Annotated in this window: 12 protein-coding genes, 3 tRNA genes and 3 rRNA genes; all 18 read right to left on the bottom strand. The window is 41.0% G+C overall.

Annotated features, from left to right (window positions below):
* Window positions 1-4: 4 nt before the first annotated feature.
* The 18 genes from ACSAMO_RS07810 to ACSAMO_RS07895 all read right to left on the bottom strand — a co-directional run bounded on the left by ACSAMO_RS07810 (window position 5) and on the right by ACSAMO_RS07895 (window position 18,799).
* Entirely contained in the window at window positions 5-1,540 is a 1,536-nt protein-coding gene (locus ACSAMO_RS07810; protein WP_022229445.1) for an amino acid adenylation domain-containing protein, read from the bottom strand.
* A 180-nt stretch (window positions 1,541-1,720) separates the two neighbouring features.
* Window positions 1,721-1,888 carry a hypothetical protein gene (locus tag ACSAMO_RS07815; protein ID WP_499209060.1) on the bottom strand — a complete coding sequence of 56 codons (168 nt, stop codon included), beginning with the start codon at window positions 1,886-1,888 and terminating at the stop codon, window positions 1,721-1,723.
* Window positions 1,889-1,905: 17 nt separating this feature from the next.
* Window positions 1,906-2,985: a flagellin lysine-N-methylase gene (fliB, locus tag ACSAMO_RS07820; RefSeq protein WP_499209061.1), complete on the bottom strand. Its 1,080-nt coding sequence runs from the start codon at window positions 2,983-2,985 to the stop codon at window positions 1,906-1,908.
* Window positions 2,967-3,308: an arsenate reductase family protein gene (locus tag ACSAMO_RS07825; protein ID WP_147514026.1), complete on the bottom strand. Its 342-nt coding sequence runs from the start codon at window positions 3,306-3,308 to the stop codon at window positions 2,967-2,969. Before ACSAMO_RS07825 ends, fliB begins: the two co-directional genes overlap by 19 nt.
* 468 nt (window positions 3,309-3,776) lie before the next feature.
* A tRNA-Asn gene (locus tag ACSAMO_RS07830) sits at window positions 3,777-3,852 on the bottom strand.
* A 78-nt stretch (window positions 3,853-3,930) separates the two neighbouring features.
* A 5S ribosomal RNA gene (gene rrf, locus ACSAMO_RS07835) occupies window positions 3,931-4,047 on the bottom strand.
* A gap of 251 nt (window positions 4,048-4,298) precedes the next feature.
* Window positions 4,299-7,151, bottom strand: a 23S ribosomal RNA gene (locus ACSAMO_RS07840).
* Window positions 7,152-7,538: 387 nt separating this feature from the next.
* A tRNA-Ala gene (locus ACSAMO_RS07845) sits at window positions 7,539-7,614 on the bottom strand.
* Window positions 7,615-7,802: 188 nt separating this feature from the next.
* Window positions 7,803-7,879: transfer RNA gene (locus tag ACSAMO_RS07850), tRNA-Ile, on the bottom strand.
* A 295-nt stretch (window positions 7,880-8,174) separates the two neighbouring features.
* A 16S ribosomal RNA gene (locus tag ACSAMO_RS07855) occupies window positions 8,175-9,710 on the bottom strand.
* The 16S, 23S and 5S rRNA genes sit together here with 3 tRNA genes alongside, the layout of an rRNA operon.
* Before the next feature lie 485 nt (window positions 9,711-10,195).
* Entirely contained in the window at window positions 10,196-11,506 is a 1,311-nt protein-coding gene (rho, locus tag ACSAMO_RS07860) for a transcription termination factor Rho (protein WP_412294438.1), read from the bottom strand.
* A gap of 119 nt (window positions 11,507-11,625) precedes the next feature.
* Window positions 11,626-13,290, bottom strand: a complete 1,665-nt coding sequence (gene ilvD / locus ACSAMO_RS07865; protein WP_022229256.1) for a dihydroxy-acid dehydratase — start codon at window positions 13,288-13,290, stop codon at window positions 11,626-11,628.
* 13 nt (window positions 13,291-13,303) lie between these two features.
* Window positions 13,304-13,954, bottom strand: coding sequence for a CvpA family protein (locus ACSAMO_RS07870; RefSeq protein ID WP_022229257.1), 651 nt, complete (start codon window positions 13,952-13,954; stop codon window positions 13,304-13,306).
* Window positions 13,955-13,966: 12 nt separating this feature from the next.
* Window positions 13,967-15,520 carry a DUF5711 family protein gene (locus ACSAMO_RS07875; RefSeq protein WP_499209062.1) on the bottom strand — a complete coding sequence of 518 codons (1,554 nt, stop codon included), beginning with the start codon at window positions 15,518-15,520 and terminating at the stop codon, window positions 13,967-13,969.
* Window positions 15,520-16,254 carry a tRNA pseudouridine(38-40) synthase TruA gene (gene truA, locus ACSAMO_RS07880; RefSeq protein ID WP_118446342.1) on the bottom strand — a complete coding sequence of 245 codons (735 nt, stop codon included), beginning with the start codon at window positions 16,252-16,254 and terminating at the stop codon, window positions 15,520-15,522. The genes ACSAMO_RS07875 and truA overlap by 1 nt, the downstream gene beginning before the upstream one ends.
* Window positions 16,255-16,270: 16 nt before the next feature.
* Window positions 16,271-17,089 (bottom strand): energy-coupling factor transporter transmembrane component T family protein, encoded by an 819-nt coding sequence (locus ACSAMO_RS07885; RefSeq protein WP_118446343.1) that lies wholly within the window; start codon window positions 17,087-17,089, stop codon window positions 16,271-16,273.
* Window positions 17,082-17,942 (bottom strand): energy-coupling factor transporter ATPase, encoded by an 861-nt coding sequence (locus ACSAMO_RS07890; RefSeq protein ID WP_022229261.1) that lies wholly within the window; start codon window positions 17,940-17,942, stop codon window positions 17,082-17,084. The genes ACSAMO_RS07885 and ACSAMO_RS07890 overlap by 8 nt, the downstream gene beginning before the upstream one ends.
* Entirely contained in the window at window positions 17,939-18,799 is an 861-nt protein-coding gene (locus tag ACSAMO_RS07895; protein ID WP_022229262.1) for an energy-coupling factor transporter ATPase, read from the bottom strand. The genes ACSAMO_RS07890 and ACSAMO_RS07895 overlap by 4 nt, the downstream gene beginning before the upstream one ends.
* Window positions 18,800-18,802: the final 3 nt, after the last annotated feature.

Genomic DNA, 18,802 nt, shown 5'->3' on the forward strand with positions numbered 1-18,802 from the left:
TCCTTTATCCCAAAGATTTCTTTAGTGTAACTCTGTCAATCTTGTCATTTGCGGTATGCGGGAATTTTTCCATAACAACAAGGTCGCCCGGCAACATATAATTAGGTATATATTTTTTAAGTTCAAGATTAAGTTTTCTAAGCCTAAATGCCTCGCAGCTTTCTATAAACAATACAATCTTCTGATTTTTCTCGTCAAACACCGCACAAGCACCTTTAACTCCGCCAACACACATTGCGGCATTTTCGATTTCGCCAAGCTCAATTCTGTTACCTTTTACCTTAACCTGATTATCCATTCTTCCCAAGTAGATAATAAGGCCTTCATCATTAACATATGCCAAATCGCCTGTACGATAAATTCTTTCCTCGTAATACGGATTAACGGGATTTTGAATAAATGCCTTTTGCGTAATTTCGGGATTATTCCAATATCCAAGCGATACGCCTGTACCTATAACGCATATTTCGCCTTGTTCATTCGTCTTTGCAATTTCATTCTTTTCGTTAAGAATTATAATACGCATATTCTCGCAAGCCTTACCAATCGGAAGTGAATCGCTGTCCTTGAAAGGTCTGTCGACAATATAATAAGTACATACGTCCGAAATTTCCGTCGGACCGTAAAGGTTTGCGTATGTGCATTGCGGTTGTGCCTTACGCCATATATTAAGTTGAGTATTCGGCATTACTTCACCGCAGAACACCACATTTTTAAGTTTCGGCAATTCAATCTCCGAAAGCACTCCCGAATTTGCCACATTAATCATAACGGTCGGTACCCAGAATATTGTCGTAATATCATTATCACGCACAAATTCTGGCAACTTTACAGGGAACATAAACAATGTCTCAGGAATTATCACCATTTTTGCACCTGTCAAAAGACAGCTGTATATATCAAATATCGAATTATCAAAATAGAACGGTGCTTGATTTCCAAGTATAGAATTTTCATTGATATTAAATGTCTTTGCAACCCAAATTGCATAATCTATAACGCCTCTGTGCGGCACTGTAACGCCTTTCGGTGCACCTGTCGAACCAGATGTGAACATTATATAAATCGGGTCTGTATCAATTACCGAATTAAGTGTTTTTTCGATAAGTTCCCCGTCCGTTTCGGTCTCAACGATTTCCTCATATATATGAATACTCATTGACTCGGGTATGTTCATAGTCTTTAAAGTTTCCATACCCTGTGCGTCTGTGATTATATGACCTCTGCCTTGAAGTGAGTCAACAATTTTCTGTATTCTGTTCGCAGGCATATCGTAAGCGGTAGGCACATACGGATTTGCACTGTACATCGCACCCATAAAACAAACCAAACACGATATGCTTTTCTTCAAATACACCATAACAGGTGCAGGCATATATCCTTGCGGAGTTGTCTTTGCAAGTGCCGTTCCGACAGCCTTTCCCTTTCTCTGCAATTCACTGAAACTAATCTCGCTCCATTCATCTGATATTGCAATTTTATCGTTAAACTTTTCAGCGGCTCTGTCAAGTAATTTTACCGCAGAATTCAAATGCGTCATAATTTCCTCCATACTGAAAACACCGTATTTTGTATATAGTAATCTATTCTAATTATAGCATTTTACTTATAATGTGTCAAGTTTGACCGATTTTACAAAAGGCATTGGCAAAACCGAATAAGGAATATATAATAATACCGTAATACCGTTGTCGGTGCGTATAACGGCACGTCGTCGATTTCAGCCGTAAACATAGGCAATCAGCTTATGCAGAATTGTTACAAGCTTTGTAATCGGCTGTTCAATGGGTTGTACCGTTTTAACAGGCAGACATATCGGAGAATAAAACGGAAGTAAACCGGCAACAAAAACGCTCGGCTCCTTTTCGTCAATTATTATATTTTGCAATACAAAATCGAAAAAATTTAAATTAAATTCAAAAATCTGTTGTGTTCAAAGATTGAATTGAACAAAAATTCCTCGTCAAAGAAATCAATATTATCCTGACAATGTTCAACCTCCTTTGAATACAGTACACAATTTTTTATTCTGTCTTTAAGCGAAAATTCCTTTCCGTTTCTAAGCCAACGTGCAATATCAAGCTGACGTATAATCACATACGACACCGCCGCAAAACGTACCTTTGTAAGCACGTCACAGTCAAACACCGCTTTCAGCAAATATCTGTATATGAAGTACACAAGCAAATTTTCATATTCGTATTCGCGTCCGCTTATGTATAAATCAAACTCACCGCTCAAATTATCGTAATTGTCAAAAATTCCGAGCGTGTTTTCAATTACACCCGTCCAACTGTCCTCCATAATTTCAAGGCTAAGACATAGCTTGACGCACTCTTTTATGTCGTTTATACACTTTTCACTTTGTGAAAAATCACAGTTATCCACACTTTGAGGTACTTTGTCAACGTTGTTATTATTGATTTTATCCTGCACGTCATATGCATAATTCAAAATCGTTTTAACTCTGTCCGAAATGTTCATTTTTCGATTTTTAAGCACGTCAAAAATATTTTCACGCACATTTAAAAGTATCCTTAAAAAATCTTCGTCACATTCTTCTTCATAATCAAATTTTTCAGTTTCAAAACCAGTCGGCTTGTCACTTTTAAAGATAAATTCCGCCGCACTTTCGCACGACATTCCAAGACCTTTTTCCGTTAAACTGCCGTATGTTTCGGTAAATCGCGGATATTCCGTACAAACGGTGCAGAGCTTGTCCTCGCCGATGTTTATAAAAATATCGCATAAATTTTTGTCGTTCAAAAATGGACAACGGTTGTTTTTAAGCGTAAAACTATTTTCGTCATTCATATAACGGCGTAGCCTATCGCCAAACTCACCGCCGACCGAGTTATAAACTTCAAGACTTTCATCATCAATATCAACCTCCCAGCCGATACAGCAGTTATCTTCACACGCACCGCCGATACAGGCAAATTCATTGAAATACGTCGGAACTCGCTTTATTCCCATGTTTTCCATACCTCCGGTTTGTAGCCGACAGTCGCCTGTCTGCCGTTTCTGACAATAGGTGTTTTGAACAGTTGAGGATTTTCAAGCAGTTTGTCCTCTTTTGCCTCGTCCGCAAGATATTTTATAAGCATAAGAGTGTCTTTGTCCTTTGCCTTTTCGTCAATTAAGTTTTCATATCCGCCGACAGCTTGCTTGACGCTGTTGTATTCACCCTTGCTCATGCCCTTTTCAGTCATATTGATTAGCTGATATTTTATTTTTCTCTCCTTAAAATATCTCTCCGCCTTTTTCGTATCAAAACACTTCGATTTTCCAAATATCTGTATGTTCATAACTTTCTCCATTCAATTTTTTTATTAGAATATCATATTTATAATAAAAAAGCAAATCAAAAAATGACTCTGTGTTAGAGTCTGTTATATCAAATAAATATCATATTCCCCTGCAATTTTTATTGCTGTCTTCATTATATACCAAAAAACGGTGTATTTCGAGTATAAATTACCAATAGTTATCGGAAGTAACTATTCAAAATTAAATTGGCAGTACAATACAATTCTGAAACAGAAGAAAGATACTATACTTGGATATAAGAAATAAAATCATTAAATAAAAAATTTAAAAAAGTAGCTTTAACACTACTGTTTCCTATCTCAACAAATATGTTTCTAATACAAAATACAAGCGAACTTGTAAACCAAATGAGTCTTTTCCAAAAGGATTACTCAAGTCCTACCGGCTCATTTAGGAATTTCGTATCATAACAACAAAAAAACGGAACAAATATCTTGTTCCGTTTATGGCTCCTCCAGCTGGGCTCGAACCAGCGACATCATGATTAACAGTCATGCGCTCTGCCAACTGAGCTATAGAGGAATATCTCTTTAGCTTTCGCTAACTTTTTCTTTAAACACCAAAGATAACGACTTTTGTCGTTATCTTCAGCATCCTTCGTTCCGGCAACTTTCTACTTTCCCAGGCAGTCACCCACCAAGTATCATCGACGTTAAGGAGCTTAACTTCTGTGTTCGGCATGGGAACAGGTGGTTCCTCCTTGCTATCGTCACCGGATCTTCTCTTTTGAGGTCATACCCTCAAAACTAAACAACATAACTTCACAATGCGTTTTCTCTAATTTCTTATCTTTCTCGTTCCTAACCTTTGATGTAGCGATACATCTGTATTTACTTTTCTTTGCGGTTTCTCAAGCTTACGCTTGTATATACTTCGCATTGCCTTTGGCAACCGCTCGCTCTACACAATTCTTTGAATTGTATCTGCTCACTTGCTTCCGTATATTTCCGCATTTACTTTGTAAATGCTTGGTCAAGCCCTCGGACTATTAGTACCGGTCAGCTACATACATTACTGCACTTCCACCTCCGGCCTATCAACCATGTAGTCTTCATGGGTCCTTACTAGCCTACGCTATGGGAAATCTTATCTCGAAGGGGGCTTCACGCTTAGATGCCTTCAGCGTTTATCCCGTCCGTACTTAGCTACCCTGCTATGCCCTTGGCAGAACAACAGGTGCACCAGCGGTACGTCCAACCCGGTCCTCTCGTACTAAGGTCAGCTCTCCTCAAATTTCCTACGCCCGTGATAGATAGGGACCGAACTGTCTCGCGACGTTCTGAACCCAGCTCGCGTACCGCTTTAATGGGCGAACAGCCCAACCCTTGGAACCGACTACAGCTCCAGGATGCGATGAGCCGACATCGAGGTGCCAAACCTCCCCGTCGATGTGGACTCTTGGGGGAGATCAGCCTGTTATCCCCAGGGTAGCTTTTATCCGTTGAGCGACGGCAATTCCACTCTCATACCGCCGGATCACTAACTCCAACTTTCGTTACTGCTCGACTTGTCGGTCTCGCAGTTAGGCTGGTTTATGCGTTTGCACTCGTTGCACGATTTCCGTCCGTGCTGAACCAACCTTTGAACGCCTCCGTTACCTTTTAGGAGGCGACCGCCCCAGTCAAACTGTCCACCTGACAGTGTCCCCCACCCGGATTCACGGGTGCAGGTTAGAACCTTCATATTACAAGAGTGGTATCCCAACATCGACTCCCCAACACCTGGCGGCATTGGTTCTCTGTCTCCCACCTATCCTGTACATGTAATACAAAAATTCAATATCAAGTTACAGTAAAGCTCCATGGGGTCTTTCCGTCTTATCACGGGTAACTGGCATCTTTACCAGTACTTCAATTTCGCCGGGTATGTTGTTGAGACAGCTCTCAAGTCGTTACGCCATTCGTGCGGGTCAGAACTTACCTGACAAGGAATTTCGCTACCTTAGGACCGTTATAGTTACGGCCGCCGTTTACTGGGGCTTAAGTTCAGTGCTTCGATTGCTCTAACACTTCCCCTTAACCTTCCAGCACCGGGCAGGCGTCAGCCCATATACATCATCTTTCGATTTAGCATAGACCTGTGTTTTTGCTAAACAGTCGCTTGAGACTATTCTCTGCGGCCTACTCGCGTAGGCTCCCCTTATCCCGAAGTTACGGGGTCATTTTGCCGAGTTCCTTAACAACACTTCTCCCGCTGGTCTTAGGATTCTCTCCTCATCTACCTGTGTCGGTTTGCGGTACGGGCACCTTGTCAATTCATACAGCTTTTCTCGCCAGTGTACAATCACCCACTTCGCTACTAATTTTCGCTCCCTTACGCCCCACTCAACCAACGGTGGGGTTAGGCTATGTTCCTGTGTCCCTGTATTTAACGACTTCGGTGGCTACGGAATCTTTACCGTATGTGCATCGACTACGCCTCTCGGCCTCGCCTTAGCTCCCGGCTTACCTTGAGCGGACGAACCTTCCTCAAGAAACCTTAGATTTTCGACCATTATGATTCTCACATAATTCTCGCTACTCATTCCGGCATTCTCACTTGTGATATCTCCACTACTCCTTTCGGTGTAGCTTCGCAGACTTACACAACGCTCATCTACCCCTCGCACACAAAGTGTGCAAAGCCTAAGCTTCGGTATGAATTTTAGCCCCGTTACATTTTCGGCGCACAATCACTCGACTAGTGAGCTATTACGCACTCTTTAAATGAGTGGCTGCTTCTAAGCCAACGTCCTAGTTGTCTACGCAACTGCACATCCTTTTCCACTTAAATTCATTTAGGGACCTTAGCTGTAGGTCTGGGCTCTTTCCCTTTTGACTACGAAACTTATCTCACGCAGTCTGACTCCCAGGAAACATTTATGCGGCATTCAGAGTTTGATAGGGTTCGGTAAGCCGTGAAGCCCCCTAGCCCATTCAGTGCTTTACCTCCGCTAAACTATCCTGAGGCTAGCCCTAAAGCTATTTCGATGAGAACCAGCTATATCCGAGTTCGATTGGAATTTCACCGCTAACCACAGCTCATCCCCGCCTTTTTCAACAGACGTGGGTTCGGTCCTCCATGGAATTTTACTTCCACTTCAACCTGTCCATGGTTAGGTCACCCGGTTTCGGGTCGTATACTGCAAACTGTACGCGCTATTCACACTCGGTCTTCCTTCGGCTTCAGTGCTTAACACCTTAACCTCGCTTGCAACATACACTCGCCGGACCGTTCTACAAAAAGTACGCTATCGCACATATATAGTGCTTTAGCAGCTTGTAAACATAGGGTTTCAGATTCTTTTTCACTCCCCTTCCGGGGTTCTTTTCAACTTTCCATCACTGTACTTTTCACTATCGGTCATCAGGTAGTATTTAGGCTTGGGGGGTGGTCCCCCCGGCTTCCCACCGGGTTCCTCGTGTCCGGTGGTACTCTGGATACTGCCATGTTAACATCCCTTTCGCTTACAGGACTATTACCTACTATGGTGTGTCTTCCCATACACTTCTGCTAAAGATGTTAAATCAATTATGCAGTCCGCAACCCCAAAGATATTGCTATCTCTGGTTTGGCCTCTTTCCCTTTCGCTCGCCGCTACTTAGGAAATCGATGTTTCTTTCTCTTCCTCCTCCTACTTAGATGTTTCAGTTCAGAGGGTTTCCTCCACATGGCTATGTATTTACCATGCAGTGATACGGTATTGCCGTACCGGGTTTCCCCATTCGGATATCTGCGGGTCTATGGATATTTGCTCCTAACCGCAGCTTTTCGCAGCTTGTCACGTCCTTCTTCGGCTCCTGATGCCAAGTCATTCTCCCTACGCTCTTTATAGCTTGACCAACTTGGTTTGGTTCTTGAATTACATAAGAATTAGAGATTTGTTTGAAATTGAAGTTTTTACCCATATACTCTCGTATATCGAAAAAACCTTTCCACATTAGTTTGATAACTAATTTAGTTATCGGGGTTTGTCATTTGATTACTTTGTAAACAAATGCTTTCCTCGTTTCTCTCTATCATCGTTTGTTACATTGTTTAGTTTTCAAGGTACAATCTTTTATATTGATATATTTGACTTTCAGTTAGCGCTTTGGCTGACCTCCGGTCAGATTCACTATGCTTTTAACAACTGCACTTTTTACTGCCGTAAAAAGTTGCCCCTTGTCTAAAAAGCCTGCGGGACGTTGTTAGCATTACGTGAATGCTCGCGTTTACTACGTAAACGCTGGTGGAGATGAGGAGAATCGAACTCCTGACCCCCTGCTTGCAAGGCAGGTGCTCTCCCAGCTGAGCTACACCCCCAAATTTTAGTTAATACTTAATATTTGGCATTAATTTTTCGTATGTCACGAATGTCCAACCTACGGTTGGCATCATATTCGCCTATGTGCCTCCTTGTTACGGCAACTTTGTTGCCTATCGCTCCGCTTCGCTTCACGATTTCACACCGGCACGCTCATACGATGTTTCGCATTGCTACGCAATGCTAGTGGTGGGCCTAAGTGGACTCGAACCACCGACCTCACGCTTATCAGGCGTGCGCTCTAACCGGCTGAGCTATAGGCCCATGCAGGGTTTCTATTGGGTTCAGTTTCCTTTTCCCACTTATATCAATATTTTGTGTTGTGAATGTTCATATTATTCTACATTTTAAAGCGTAAAGCTCATTCCTTACATATCAGGGATGTCAGCTACCGCTGAGCCTTCGAAAATTAAAATTTTCAAAGCGCTTCACGTTTTTTGCTTCGCAAAATAACGTGTCCACTCAAAGATAAACAGTACAAGTTCTGTCTCTGACGATATTTCTATCGTTCGACCTTAGGAATTTTGACTAAGCTATTCGCTCAATCGGTTCTCCTTAGAAAGGAGGTGATCCAGCCGCACCTTCCGATACGGCTACCTTGTTACGACTTCACCCCAATCATCAACCCCACCTTCGACTGCTGCCTCCTAAAAGGTTAGCTCACAGGCTTCGGGTGTTATCGACTCTCATGGTGTGACGGGCGGTGTGTACAAGGCCCGGGAACGTATTCACCGCGGCATTCTGATCCGCGATTACTAGCAATTCCAACTTCATGCAGGCGAGTTGCAGCCTGCAATCTGAACTGAGACCGAGTTTTGTGATTCGCTCCACCTCACGGTTTCGCTGCACTTTGTTATCGGCCATTGTAGTACGTGTGTAGCCCTGGGCATAAGGGGCATGATGATTTGACGTCGTCCCCACCTTCCTCCGATTTGTCACCGGCAGTCTCGCCAGAGTGCCCAACTTAATGATGGCAACTGACAATAGGGGTTGCGCTCGTTGCGGGACTTAACCCAACATCTCACGACACGAGCTGACGACAACCATGCACCACCTGTCACCTGATTCCCGAAGGCACTCAAGTATCTCTACTCGATTCCAGGGATGTCAAGCCCAGGTAAGGTTCTTCGCGTTGCTTCGAATTAAACCACATACTCCACTGCTTGTGCGGGCCCCCGTCAATTCCTTTGAGTTTCAACCTTGCGGTCGTACTCCCCAGGTGGGATACTTATTGTGTTAACTGCGGCACAGAAGGGGTCGATACCTCCTACACCTAGTATCCATCGTTTACGGTGTGGACTACCAGGGTATCTAATCCTGTTTGCTCCCCACACTTTCGCGCCTCAGCGTCAGTTGTCGTCCAGAAAGCCGCCTTCGCCACTGGTGTTCCTCCTAATATCTACGCATTTCACCGCTACACTAGGAATTCCGCTTTCCTCTCCGATACTCAAGGCTGTCAGTTTCAATCGCAGCCCCGGGGTTAAGCCCCGGTATTTCACGACTGACTTGACAGTCCGCCTACGCGCCCTTTACACCCAGTAAATCCGGACAACGCTTGTCACCTACGTATTACCGCGGCTGCTGGCACGTAGTTAGCCGTGACTTTCTCACAAGGTACCGTCACTGTCTTCTTCCCTTGCGACAACAGTTTACAATCCGAAGACCTTCTTCCTGCACGCGGCGTTGCTGCGTCAGGGTTGCCCCCATTGCGCAATATTCCCCACTGCTGCCTCCCGTAGGAGTCTGGGCCGTGTCTCAGTCCCAATGCGGCCGATCAACCTCTCAGTTCGGCTACAGATCGTTGACTTGGTGAGCCGTTACCTCACCAACTATCTAATCTGACGCGAGTCCATCCATAAGCGATAAATCTTTCATAATCAAGTCATGCAACTTAACTACAATATGCGGTATTAGTCCACGTTTCCATGGATTATCCCCCTCTTATGGGCAGGTTACTCACGCGTTACTCGCCCGTCCGCCACTTTCCTCTTTGAACGTCACTCCGAAAAGATCTGTTCAAAGATTCTCGTTCGACTTGCATGTGTTAGGCACGCCGCCAGCGTTCGTCCTGAGCCAGGATCAAACTCTCGTTTAAATGGTTATATTTAAGCTTTCGCTCTTATATACTCGATTGTTTGTTAGCTCTTAATTACTAACTGACTTCTCTTCGTAATTTTTATCCGAATTTCTGTCATAAAAAACTCAATAGTTTTGCATTTGCAAAGCAAATGCTCGACAAAAACCTGCACTATTTATCTTTCAATGTACATGCTCTCTTGCGACAGCTTGTTTATTCTATCACATCGTTTTCAGTTTGTCAAGACTTTTTTAAAAGTTTTTTGAAAAAGTTTTTAACTTCTTCTCAACCCCGAACACTTCTCTTCCCGTGTCCTTTAGTCCTCTCAACTGACGACTTGATTATTATACACTCTATTACCCCTTTTGTCAACACTTTTTTTCATTTTTTTTGAAGTTTTTTTCATTATACTATATATTGTGGATTATTTCTTATTACATACACTATTTGCGTCGATCACAACAAAAAAAGAACTGTAACAAATCGTTACAGTTCTCAAAAAATTATTTTCTTCCGTAATTATTAATAATCAACTCAACAAAATCTTTATTGCTGCTTGTACTTCTCATATACTGCAAAAAGCTGACAATAGTTTCGGTATTTGAATTTCTGCCAAGCTCACGTCTTATAATCCAGCAAGCCTCTTTTTCACGGTCATTAAGCAAATCTTCTTCACGTCTTGTACCTGATTTCAAAATATCAATAGCAGGGAAAATTCGTTTTTCCTGAAGATTTCTGTCGAGTTTCAATTCCATATTACCCGTACCCTTAAATTCTTCAAAAATAACATCATCCATTCTGCTGCCCGTTTCAACAAGTGCGGTTGCCAAAATTGTAAGACTTCCGCCCTCTTCTATATTACGAGCCGCACCGAAAAACTTTTTTGGCTTATACAATGCGTCCGGATCAAGACCGCCGGACAAAGTTCTTCCTGTCGGCTGAACCGTCAAGTTATATGCTCTTGCAAGTCTTGTGATTGAATCAAGCAAAATTACTACATCTTTTTTCTGCTCCACAAGTCTTGACGCTCTTTCAAGCACCATTTCCGCAACCTTACAATGATTTTCGGGCATTTGGTCAAATGTAGAATATATAACTTCACCGTCTATTGAACGTTTTATATCAGTAACTTCTTCCGGTCTTTCATCTATTAAAAGTACTATCAATTTAATATCGGGATAATTTTCGGATATAGATTGAGCAATTTGTTTTAATATAGTAGTTTTACCTGCCTTGGGCGGTGCAACTATCATACCTCTCTGACCTTTTCCGATTGGTGCGATTAAATCTATAAGTCTTGATGCGGTTCTTGTTCTGTCACCTGTATCAAGGCTTATTTTTTCTTTCGGATATATCGGTGTAAGACGTTCAAACGGTCTGCGTTTTAAAGCAATTTCAAGCGGGTCGCCGTTTATAGTCTTTACAAACAGTAACGGAGAAAACTTATCTTCATCTTGTGACGGTCGGCAATCACCGACAATTTCATCACCGGTCTTTAAATTAAATCTTCTTATTTGTGTAGGTGACACATATATATCGTTTTTGCCCGACATATAGTTCTCCATACGAAGAAAACCAAAACCGTCTGTCATTACGTCAAGCACACCCTTTACTTCAACTGCGTCTGCCGGACGTTCACGTTTTTTCGGTTGCACTTTCTGTTTTTCCTCATTTGCAATCTGTTCACGTTTTTCGCGAATCAATACAATTATTTCATCTTTTTTTAAAGCTGAAATTTTTTCTATTCCAAGACCTTGCGCTATTTGTTTCAGTTCATCTTTAGTCTTACGTTCAAGTTTAACTCCGTCTTGCATATACTTGCTCTCTTTCTATTATATATTACCTACATTATATTTTAAATGATTTGATTTGTCAACCTTACAAAAAACGCATTCCATATAAGAAATGCGTTTTTTGTATAATCATTTGTTCTTTAGTCGTCTAACATAACTGCACCTTGAATTGCAGAAGAAACCATCTTTGAGTATCTTCTTAGATAACCTGTCTTAACCTTTGGTTCAAGCGGAGTCCAATTTTCTTTACGCTTAGCCAATTCTTCTTCGCTGACCTTAAAGTTAATCTGGCATTTATCTATATCAATAGAAATAATATCGCCGTCTTGTACAAATGCGATAGGACCGCCTTCAACAGCCTCCGGTGAAACGTGACCGATAGCCGCACCTCTTGTAGCGCCTGAGAAACGTCCGTCTGTAATAAGAGCAACGTCCTTATCAAGTCCCATACCGCAGATTGCAGATGTAGGAGAAAGCATTTCTCTCATACCCGGTCCGCCCTTTGGACCTTCGTAACGGATAACAACAACGTCACCCTTTACAATCTTACCTGTATAAATAGCCTCAATAGCCTCTTCCTCACTGTTATAAACCTTTGCAGGGCCTTCGTGCTGCAACATTTCTTTTGCAACGGCGCTTCTCTTAACAACAGAGCCGTCAGGAGCAAGATTACCCTTTAATACGGCAATACCGCCTGTTTGGCTGTACGGATTATCTATCGGACGGATTACGTTATAATCAAGTACAGTGCAGTCCTTAATATTTTCGCCCAAAGTCTTACCTGTTGCGGTAATTGTATCAAGCTTTAACAAGTTCTTCTTTGAAAGCTCGTTCATAAGTGCCTGAACACCGCCTGCCGCATACAAATCCTGAACGTGATGTTCACCTGCAGGAGCAAGGTGACATAGGTTCGGTGTTTCTTTACTGATTTCATTTGCGTAATCAAGTGTTATAGGTGCTTTTGCCTCATGTGCTATTGCAGGAAGGTGCAGCATTGAGTTTGTACTGCAGCCAAGTGCCATATCAACACGAAGTGCATTATAAATTGAATCCGGAGTGATAATATCTCTCGGCTTAATGTTCTTTTCAAGAAGTTCCATAATCTTCATACCTGCATGCTTTGCAAGACGTATTCTTTCAGAATAAACAGCAGGAATTGTGCCGTTACCCGGTAAAGCCATACCGAGGACTTCACACAGACAGTTCATTGAGTTTGCAGTAAACATACCCGAACATGAACCGCATGACGGACAAGCCGCATTTTCAAGTCTTAGAAGTTCGTCCTCATCGATATTACCTGCTTTAAATGCACCGACTGCCTCGAATGCAGTATTAAGGTCACGATACTTGTCTTTATAATTAATTGAAAGCATCGGGCCGCCGCTTACTATGATAGCAGGAATATTTAATCTTGCCGCCGCAATAAGCATACCCGGAACGATTTTATCACAGTTTGGAATAAGTACAAGAGCGTCAAGACCGTGTGCAATAGTCATTGATTCGATTGAATCTGCAATAAGCTCACGGCTTGCAAGAGAATACTTCATTCCCTTATGTCCCATTGCGATACCGTCGCAAACACCGATTGCAGGAAATTCCAACGGTGTACCGCCGGCAATTCTTACACCTGTCTTTACCGCCTCTGCGATTTTATCAAGGTGAATGTGTCCGGGAATGATTTCATTCTTCGCACTTACAACACCTATAAGCGGTCTTTCGATTTCCTCATCTGTAAATCCGGACGCTTTGAAAAGCGAACGATGAGGTGTTTTCTCTAATCCTTTTTTTACTATATCACTGTACATTTCTTTTTCCTCCTTAGATTTTCATAAATAGTTGAAGTAATATATTATAATTATATAAATATTTTACTGCATATGTTTTGTCAATCATTTCATACAGATTGCTCTCTGCCGGTGCAAACATTGATACAAGTGCAAGCAACAAAAATATAATAAAAATTATATTTATCGTTGCAAAAATTCCACCCATAAATTTATTTACACCTTTTATAATCGGTGCTTCCGTAATACCGTTTATTATCATATACACCGCCATAAGTATAAGACGTATTATGATAAACAGTGCCACGCAGGCGATAACCGTCAAGCAAAGATTTGTAAGCCACATTACGGTTTTTTCGTTTATCGAATTAACCGCATTGTTAGTGCTGTCAATTTGATTTGTCATATCACTTTGAATAAACTCCGGCAAATTCAGTGTTTCGGCAATATCAACACCTCCGCCCTGCGGAATATTGACATTTTCCGCAATCTTTGTGCTTATGTTATTTGCCAAAGCCGAACCTGCAAGAAAGTTTACCGTAGGCGTTTTAAGTGCAAGAACAAGCACTATCGTTACAACCAATGCGACTATTTTCCAAACCGATTTTACAAATCCTTTTTTATAACCGATAACAAACGATATGACAAGCACTGCCAATAAAATAATATCAAGAGTTATATTCATGCCATACCCCCTTTATACGGTTACAACTTCAAGGCTGTTTGAATAAATCACCACAAAGGTTGTATCCGATACTATAATCAGATTTTTTATATCCATTGCGGCAGTATATTTTGACATTACTTTTGAATTTGTTTTTCCAAAGTAAATATCTCTGCCTATGTTATAAAGTATATATTTTTTATTTATGTCTATAAAGTCAGTAACGCCTATAAGGGTTGTACTGTTCTTTAAAAAACCGTTTTTGCTGTACAAATTCAGCATAGGTATATTACCGTCGTCAAATGCCAACAGTTTATTGCCGTTTGAGTCTATAGCCGAATGTGTAAGCTGTACATTTGAAAAATCGTTGTCATAAACAATTTTTCCGCTTGATGAAATTCCCGTAACCCTGTTGTCGCCAAACGCATTAACCTTATCACCCACGAACTGAAGTTCATATACAACGGTATCGGGCATTTCGATTTTTGCATAGCTTTCTGTTTCATTTACGTTAAAAAGCTGTACGGTTGTTTTTGCGGTTACATCGGAATTTAAAAGCGCCACTGCGACACTTCTCGACGCCGCCGAAATATCGGCACATATAACCGCGTCACTTCCTGACGCCCACGAGAATATTTGTTCGCCTGATTTATTATATACAGATATACCGCCTCTGTATGACGATTTATCCGTAACAACCACTACATCACCGTTTGAAGAAAGTTCCGCCGACATAACAGTATCGGGATCGTCTACGTCATATTGAAGTTTATTGTCAATGTACAAACAAATTTTATTTCTGCCTTTTTCGGCAATCAAAATATAATTTCCGTCTACCTTTAATATCGGATCAACTATCGCCGTATCTATTTCCCACACGACAGCTCCAGTTCCGTCAATATACGACATATGATTCATTTTCGCACATACAACACCGTTTTTGTACGGTACAAATTCAGTTTCATTCGCACCCTCAAAAGAAACAATTTCATTTGACTTTATTTCTGTGTTATATTGTTCGTCAGGTTTTTGTGTTGGGTCGGGTAATTGGTTTTTGTCTGTTTTACTCGTTTTAAACACTTTAGATATATTGTTTGAAAAATTATTTTTGTAATTTCCGATTATTCCGGTATCTATCGTTATAAAAGCGATTACAACAATTATACCTATTATCACACCTATAATTATACCTTTGTGGTCTCCGATTTTTAAATCGTCAAAAAATCCGACATCCGTTTCATAATCGGGATAATCTATATCATCATCGTAATTTACATTATTACTTAAAGTTTTTTCTTCTTCGGAACTATTTTCTTCATCTGCTTCTTCTAAAGCAAGCTCGTCTTCCGGTTCTTCTTCTGCTTCTTCCGAAACAGGTTCTTCTTCGTTTTTTTTGGTTTCCTCACTTACTTCTTCCGAAACAGGTTCTTCCTTATCCGATACAGTTTCATCGTCTGTTTCCGTTATTTCATCATCCAATTCATCATCTGTTTCGGGTTCATCGTCAAATGTATTACGTTTTTCGTCCTCCGCATAATGTATGAGGTCACTTATTGAACTTTCATTTATTTCGTCATCGTTTTTCATCAGTAATACACCTCCTTCAGACAAAGTCCTTGTGGCGGAGCGGTTATACCTGCTCTTTCTCTGTCTTTTGAATTTATTATGTCTGTCATATCGTTCGGATTAATCTTTCCGCCGCCGACAAAAACAAGCGTTCCCGCAATAATTCTTACCATATTGTAAAGAAATCCGTTTCCGACAACATCAATCGTTATTATATCCCCGTTTTTATCAACATCAAGCGAATAAATTTCTCTTACAGTTGTTTTAACCGAAAATCCGCTTGACGCAAAACCTATAAAATCATGTTCACCGATAAACGCCTTTGCGGCAATCCGCATTTTTTCTATATCCAAAGGATATTTATAATGCCACGAATATCTGTTCATAACCGCGTCGGGAAATTCACGGTTTAAAATTTTATAAACATATCTCTTTTTCACCGCACTGCTGTTTGAATGAAAATTTTCGTCAGTATCTTCCGCCTCAAAACAAACAATGTCATTCGGTAAATATGTGTTTAACGCATACGGCAGTTTTTCAGACGGTATTCTTGAATTTGTGAAAAAGTTGCATACATAGTTTTCGGCGTGAACACCTGTATCTGTTCGTCCGCAGCCTGTCAAATGTACATCTTCATTCACAATTTTCTGAACGGCTTTTTTTACTGTTTCCTGTACTGTTATGTCATTTTTCTGTATTTGCCAGCCGTGATAATCAGTACCGTCATATTGAATTTTCAGTTTAATATTTCTCATTATACCATTTCCATTACTAAATTTCAATTAAAAATTCTACCGCCATAATAAGAGCAGCCGCCAAAACAAATACGATACTTGCTCCCAAATCGACTTTAGTCATATGCGTTTCTTTCATTTTTGTACGGTTATTGCCGCCGTTGTAGCACCTTGCCTCCATAGCCGTTGCAAGCTCGTCGGCACGTCTGAACGCATTTACAAAAAGCGGTACCAAAAGCGGTATCATAGCCTTTGCACGTCTTATTATATTTCCTGTTTCAAAGTCCGCACCTCTTGCCATTTGTGCTTTCATAATCTTATCCGTTTCTTCGGCAAGCGTCGGAATAAATCTTATTGCAATAGTCATCATCATTGCAATTTCGTGTGACGGAACCTTTATTTTATTGAAAGGTTTTAACAGTTTTTCTATTCCGTCCGTAAGCTGTAAAGGTGACGTTGTAAGCGTAAGAAGTGACGTTCCCATTACAAGATACAAAAGCCTTATAACCATAAGTGAACCGGATTCGATACCCTCTTTTGTAATCTTTAAAGTAAACTTAAATATCTTCAGTGCCCACACCGTATCACCCGGCGTCATAAACACATTAAGTACCGCCGTAAAAATAAATATCCAAAGCATTGGCTTTAAGCCTTTTAATATCATTTTAAAAGGTACACCGCTTATAAGAATTAATGTTATTGTGTAAATCGTAAATACGACATATGAAATCGGATTTTTTAAAATGAACAACAATACTATGTAAAGTATCGTCATTATTATTTTTACGGGCGGATTCATTTTATGGAGCGGTGAATTACCCGGAACGTACTGTCCTATTATTATATCTTTAAACATTGCCGCCACCTCCGATTAATTTTTTAATTGCATCCGCGGCATATTTTACCGTATAAATATGCTCGGGCAAATCATAACCGGCAAGTCGCAGTTTATCGGTAAGCAATGTTACTTGCGGTACATTAAGACCGATTTTCTGCAAATGCTCCGCTTGTGCGAACACCTCCGCAACCGTTCCCTGCATTTCAACGTGTCCGTCATTCATAACGATTACACGTTCGGCGGTTTTTGCAACGTCCTCCATTGAATGTGAAACGAATATAATTATCATTTCTTTGTTTTCTTCGTGAAGTTTTTTTATCGTTGCAAGTATTTCATCTCTGCCTTTCGGATCAAGTCCCGCGGTCGGCTCGTCAAGTATAAGCACTTTCGGATTCATTGCAAGCACACCGGCTATTGCAACCCGTCTTTTTTGACCGCCCGACAAGTCGAACGGCGAACGCGTTAAATGCTTTTCTTTAAGTCCGACAAGTGCGGCACTTTCTCTTACTCTTTTATCAATTTCTTCATCACTGAATCCCATATTTTTAGGACCGAATGCAATATCTTTATATACAGTTTCTTCAAAAAGCTGATGTTCGGGATATTGAAACACAAGTCCGACTGTTTTTCTGACAAGTCTTAAATCGGCTTTCGGAGCGGTAACGTCAATACCGTTAATAATAATTTTGCCCGAAGTCGGTTTTACAAGTGCGTTGAAGTGCTGAATAAGCGTTGATTTTCCGCTGCCTGTATGACCGATAAGTGCAACAAGCGAACCGTCCTCAATTTCAATATTCACATCATAAAGTGCTTGACGTTCAAAAGGCATTCCCTGCTGATATATATAATTAACGTTTTCTGCTTTTATCATCTTTTTGTTTCTCCCAAAATTCTTATAATTTCATCAAAACACTCATCAACCGTCAGCACATCATCTGAAATTTCTATCCCCATTTTACGAAGTTCATACGCAAGTTCCGTAACCTGCGGAACATCAAGACCGAGTGACTTTAATTTTTCAACATTTTTAAATACCTCTTTCGGCGTACCGTCAAGCACAATTTCACCGTCGTCAATAACAACGGTTCTGTCCGCCTGTGCCGCTTCGTCCATATAATGAGTTATAAGCACAACTGTAATGTCTTTTTCTTCGTTAAGCATTTTTATCGTCTTTATAACTTCACTTCTGCCTTTTGGGTCAAGCATTGCTGTCGGCTCGTCAAGTATAAGTATTTCGGGATTCATTGCAAGCACCGACGCAATCGCCACTCTCTGTTTTTGACCGCCCGAAAGCTTTGACGGTGAACTTTGGGCATACTTTGTCATATTGACTATTTCAAGACACTCGTCAACACGTCTGCGTATCTCTTTAGGCTCAACACCGAGATTTTCGGGTGCAAACGCCACCTCGTCCTCAACCAGTGCCGCAACCATTTGGTTATCGGGATTTTGGAAAACCATACCTGCCGACTGACGTATATTAAATATATTATTTTCGTCAGCCGTATCCATACCCTTTACATATACCTTACCGCCCGACGGCAAAAGTATAGCATTAAAATGTTTTGCAAGAGTTGATTTTCCGCTGCCGTTGTGACCGAGTACGGCGGTAAAAGAACCTTTTTCTATTTCAATGTTAATATCCTTTAAAACTTTTTCCTCTTTTATCTCTCCGCTTTCCATATCTTCTTCACGGTAAATAAAAGAAAGATTTTTTGTTTCTATCATTTA

This window comes from Ructibacterium sp. SJQ-7, from assembly GCF_054696575.1.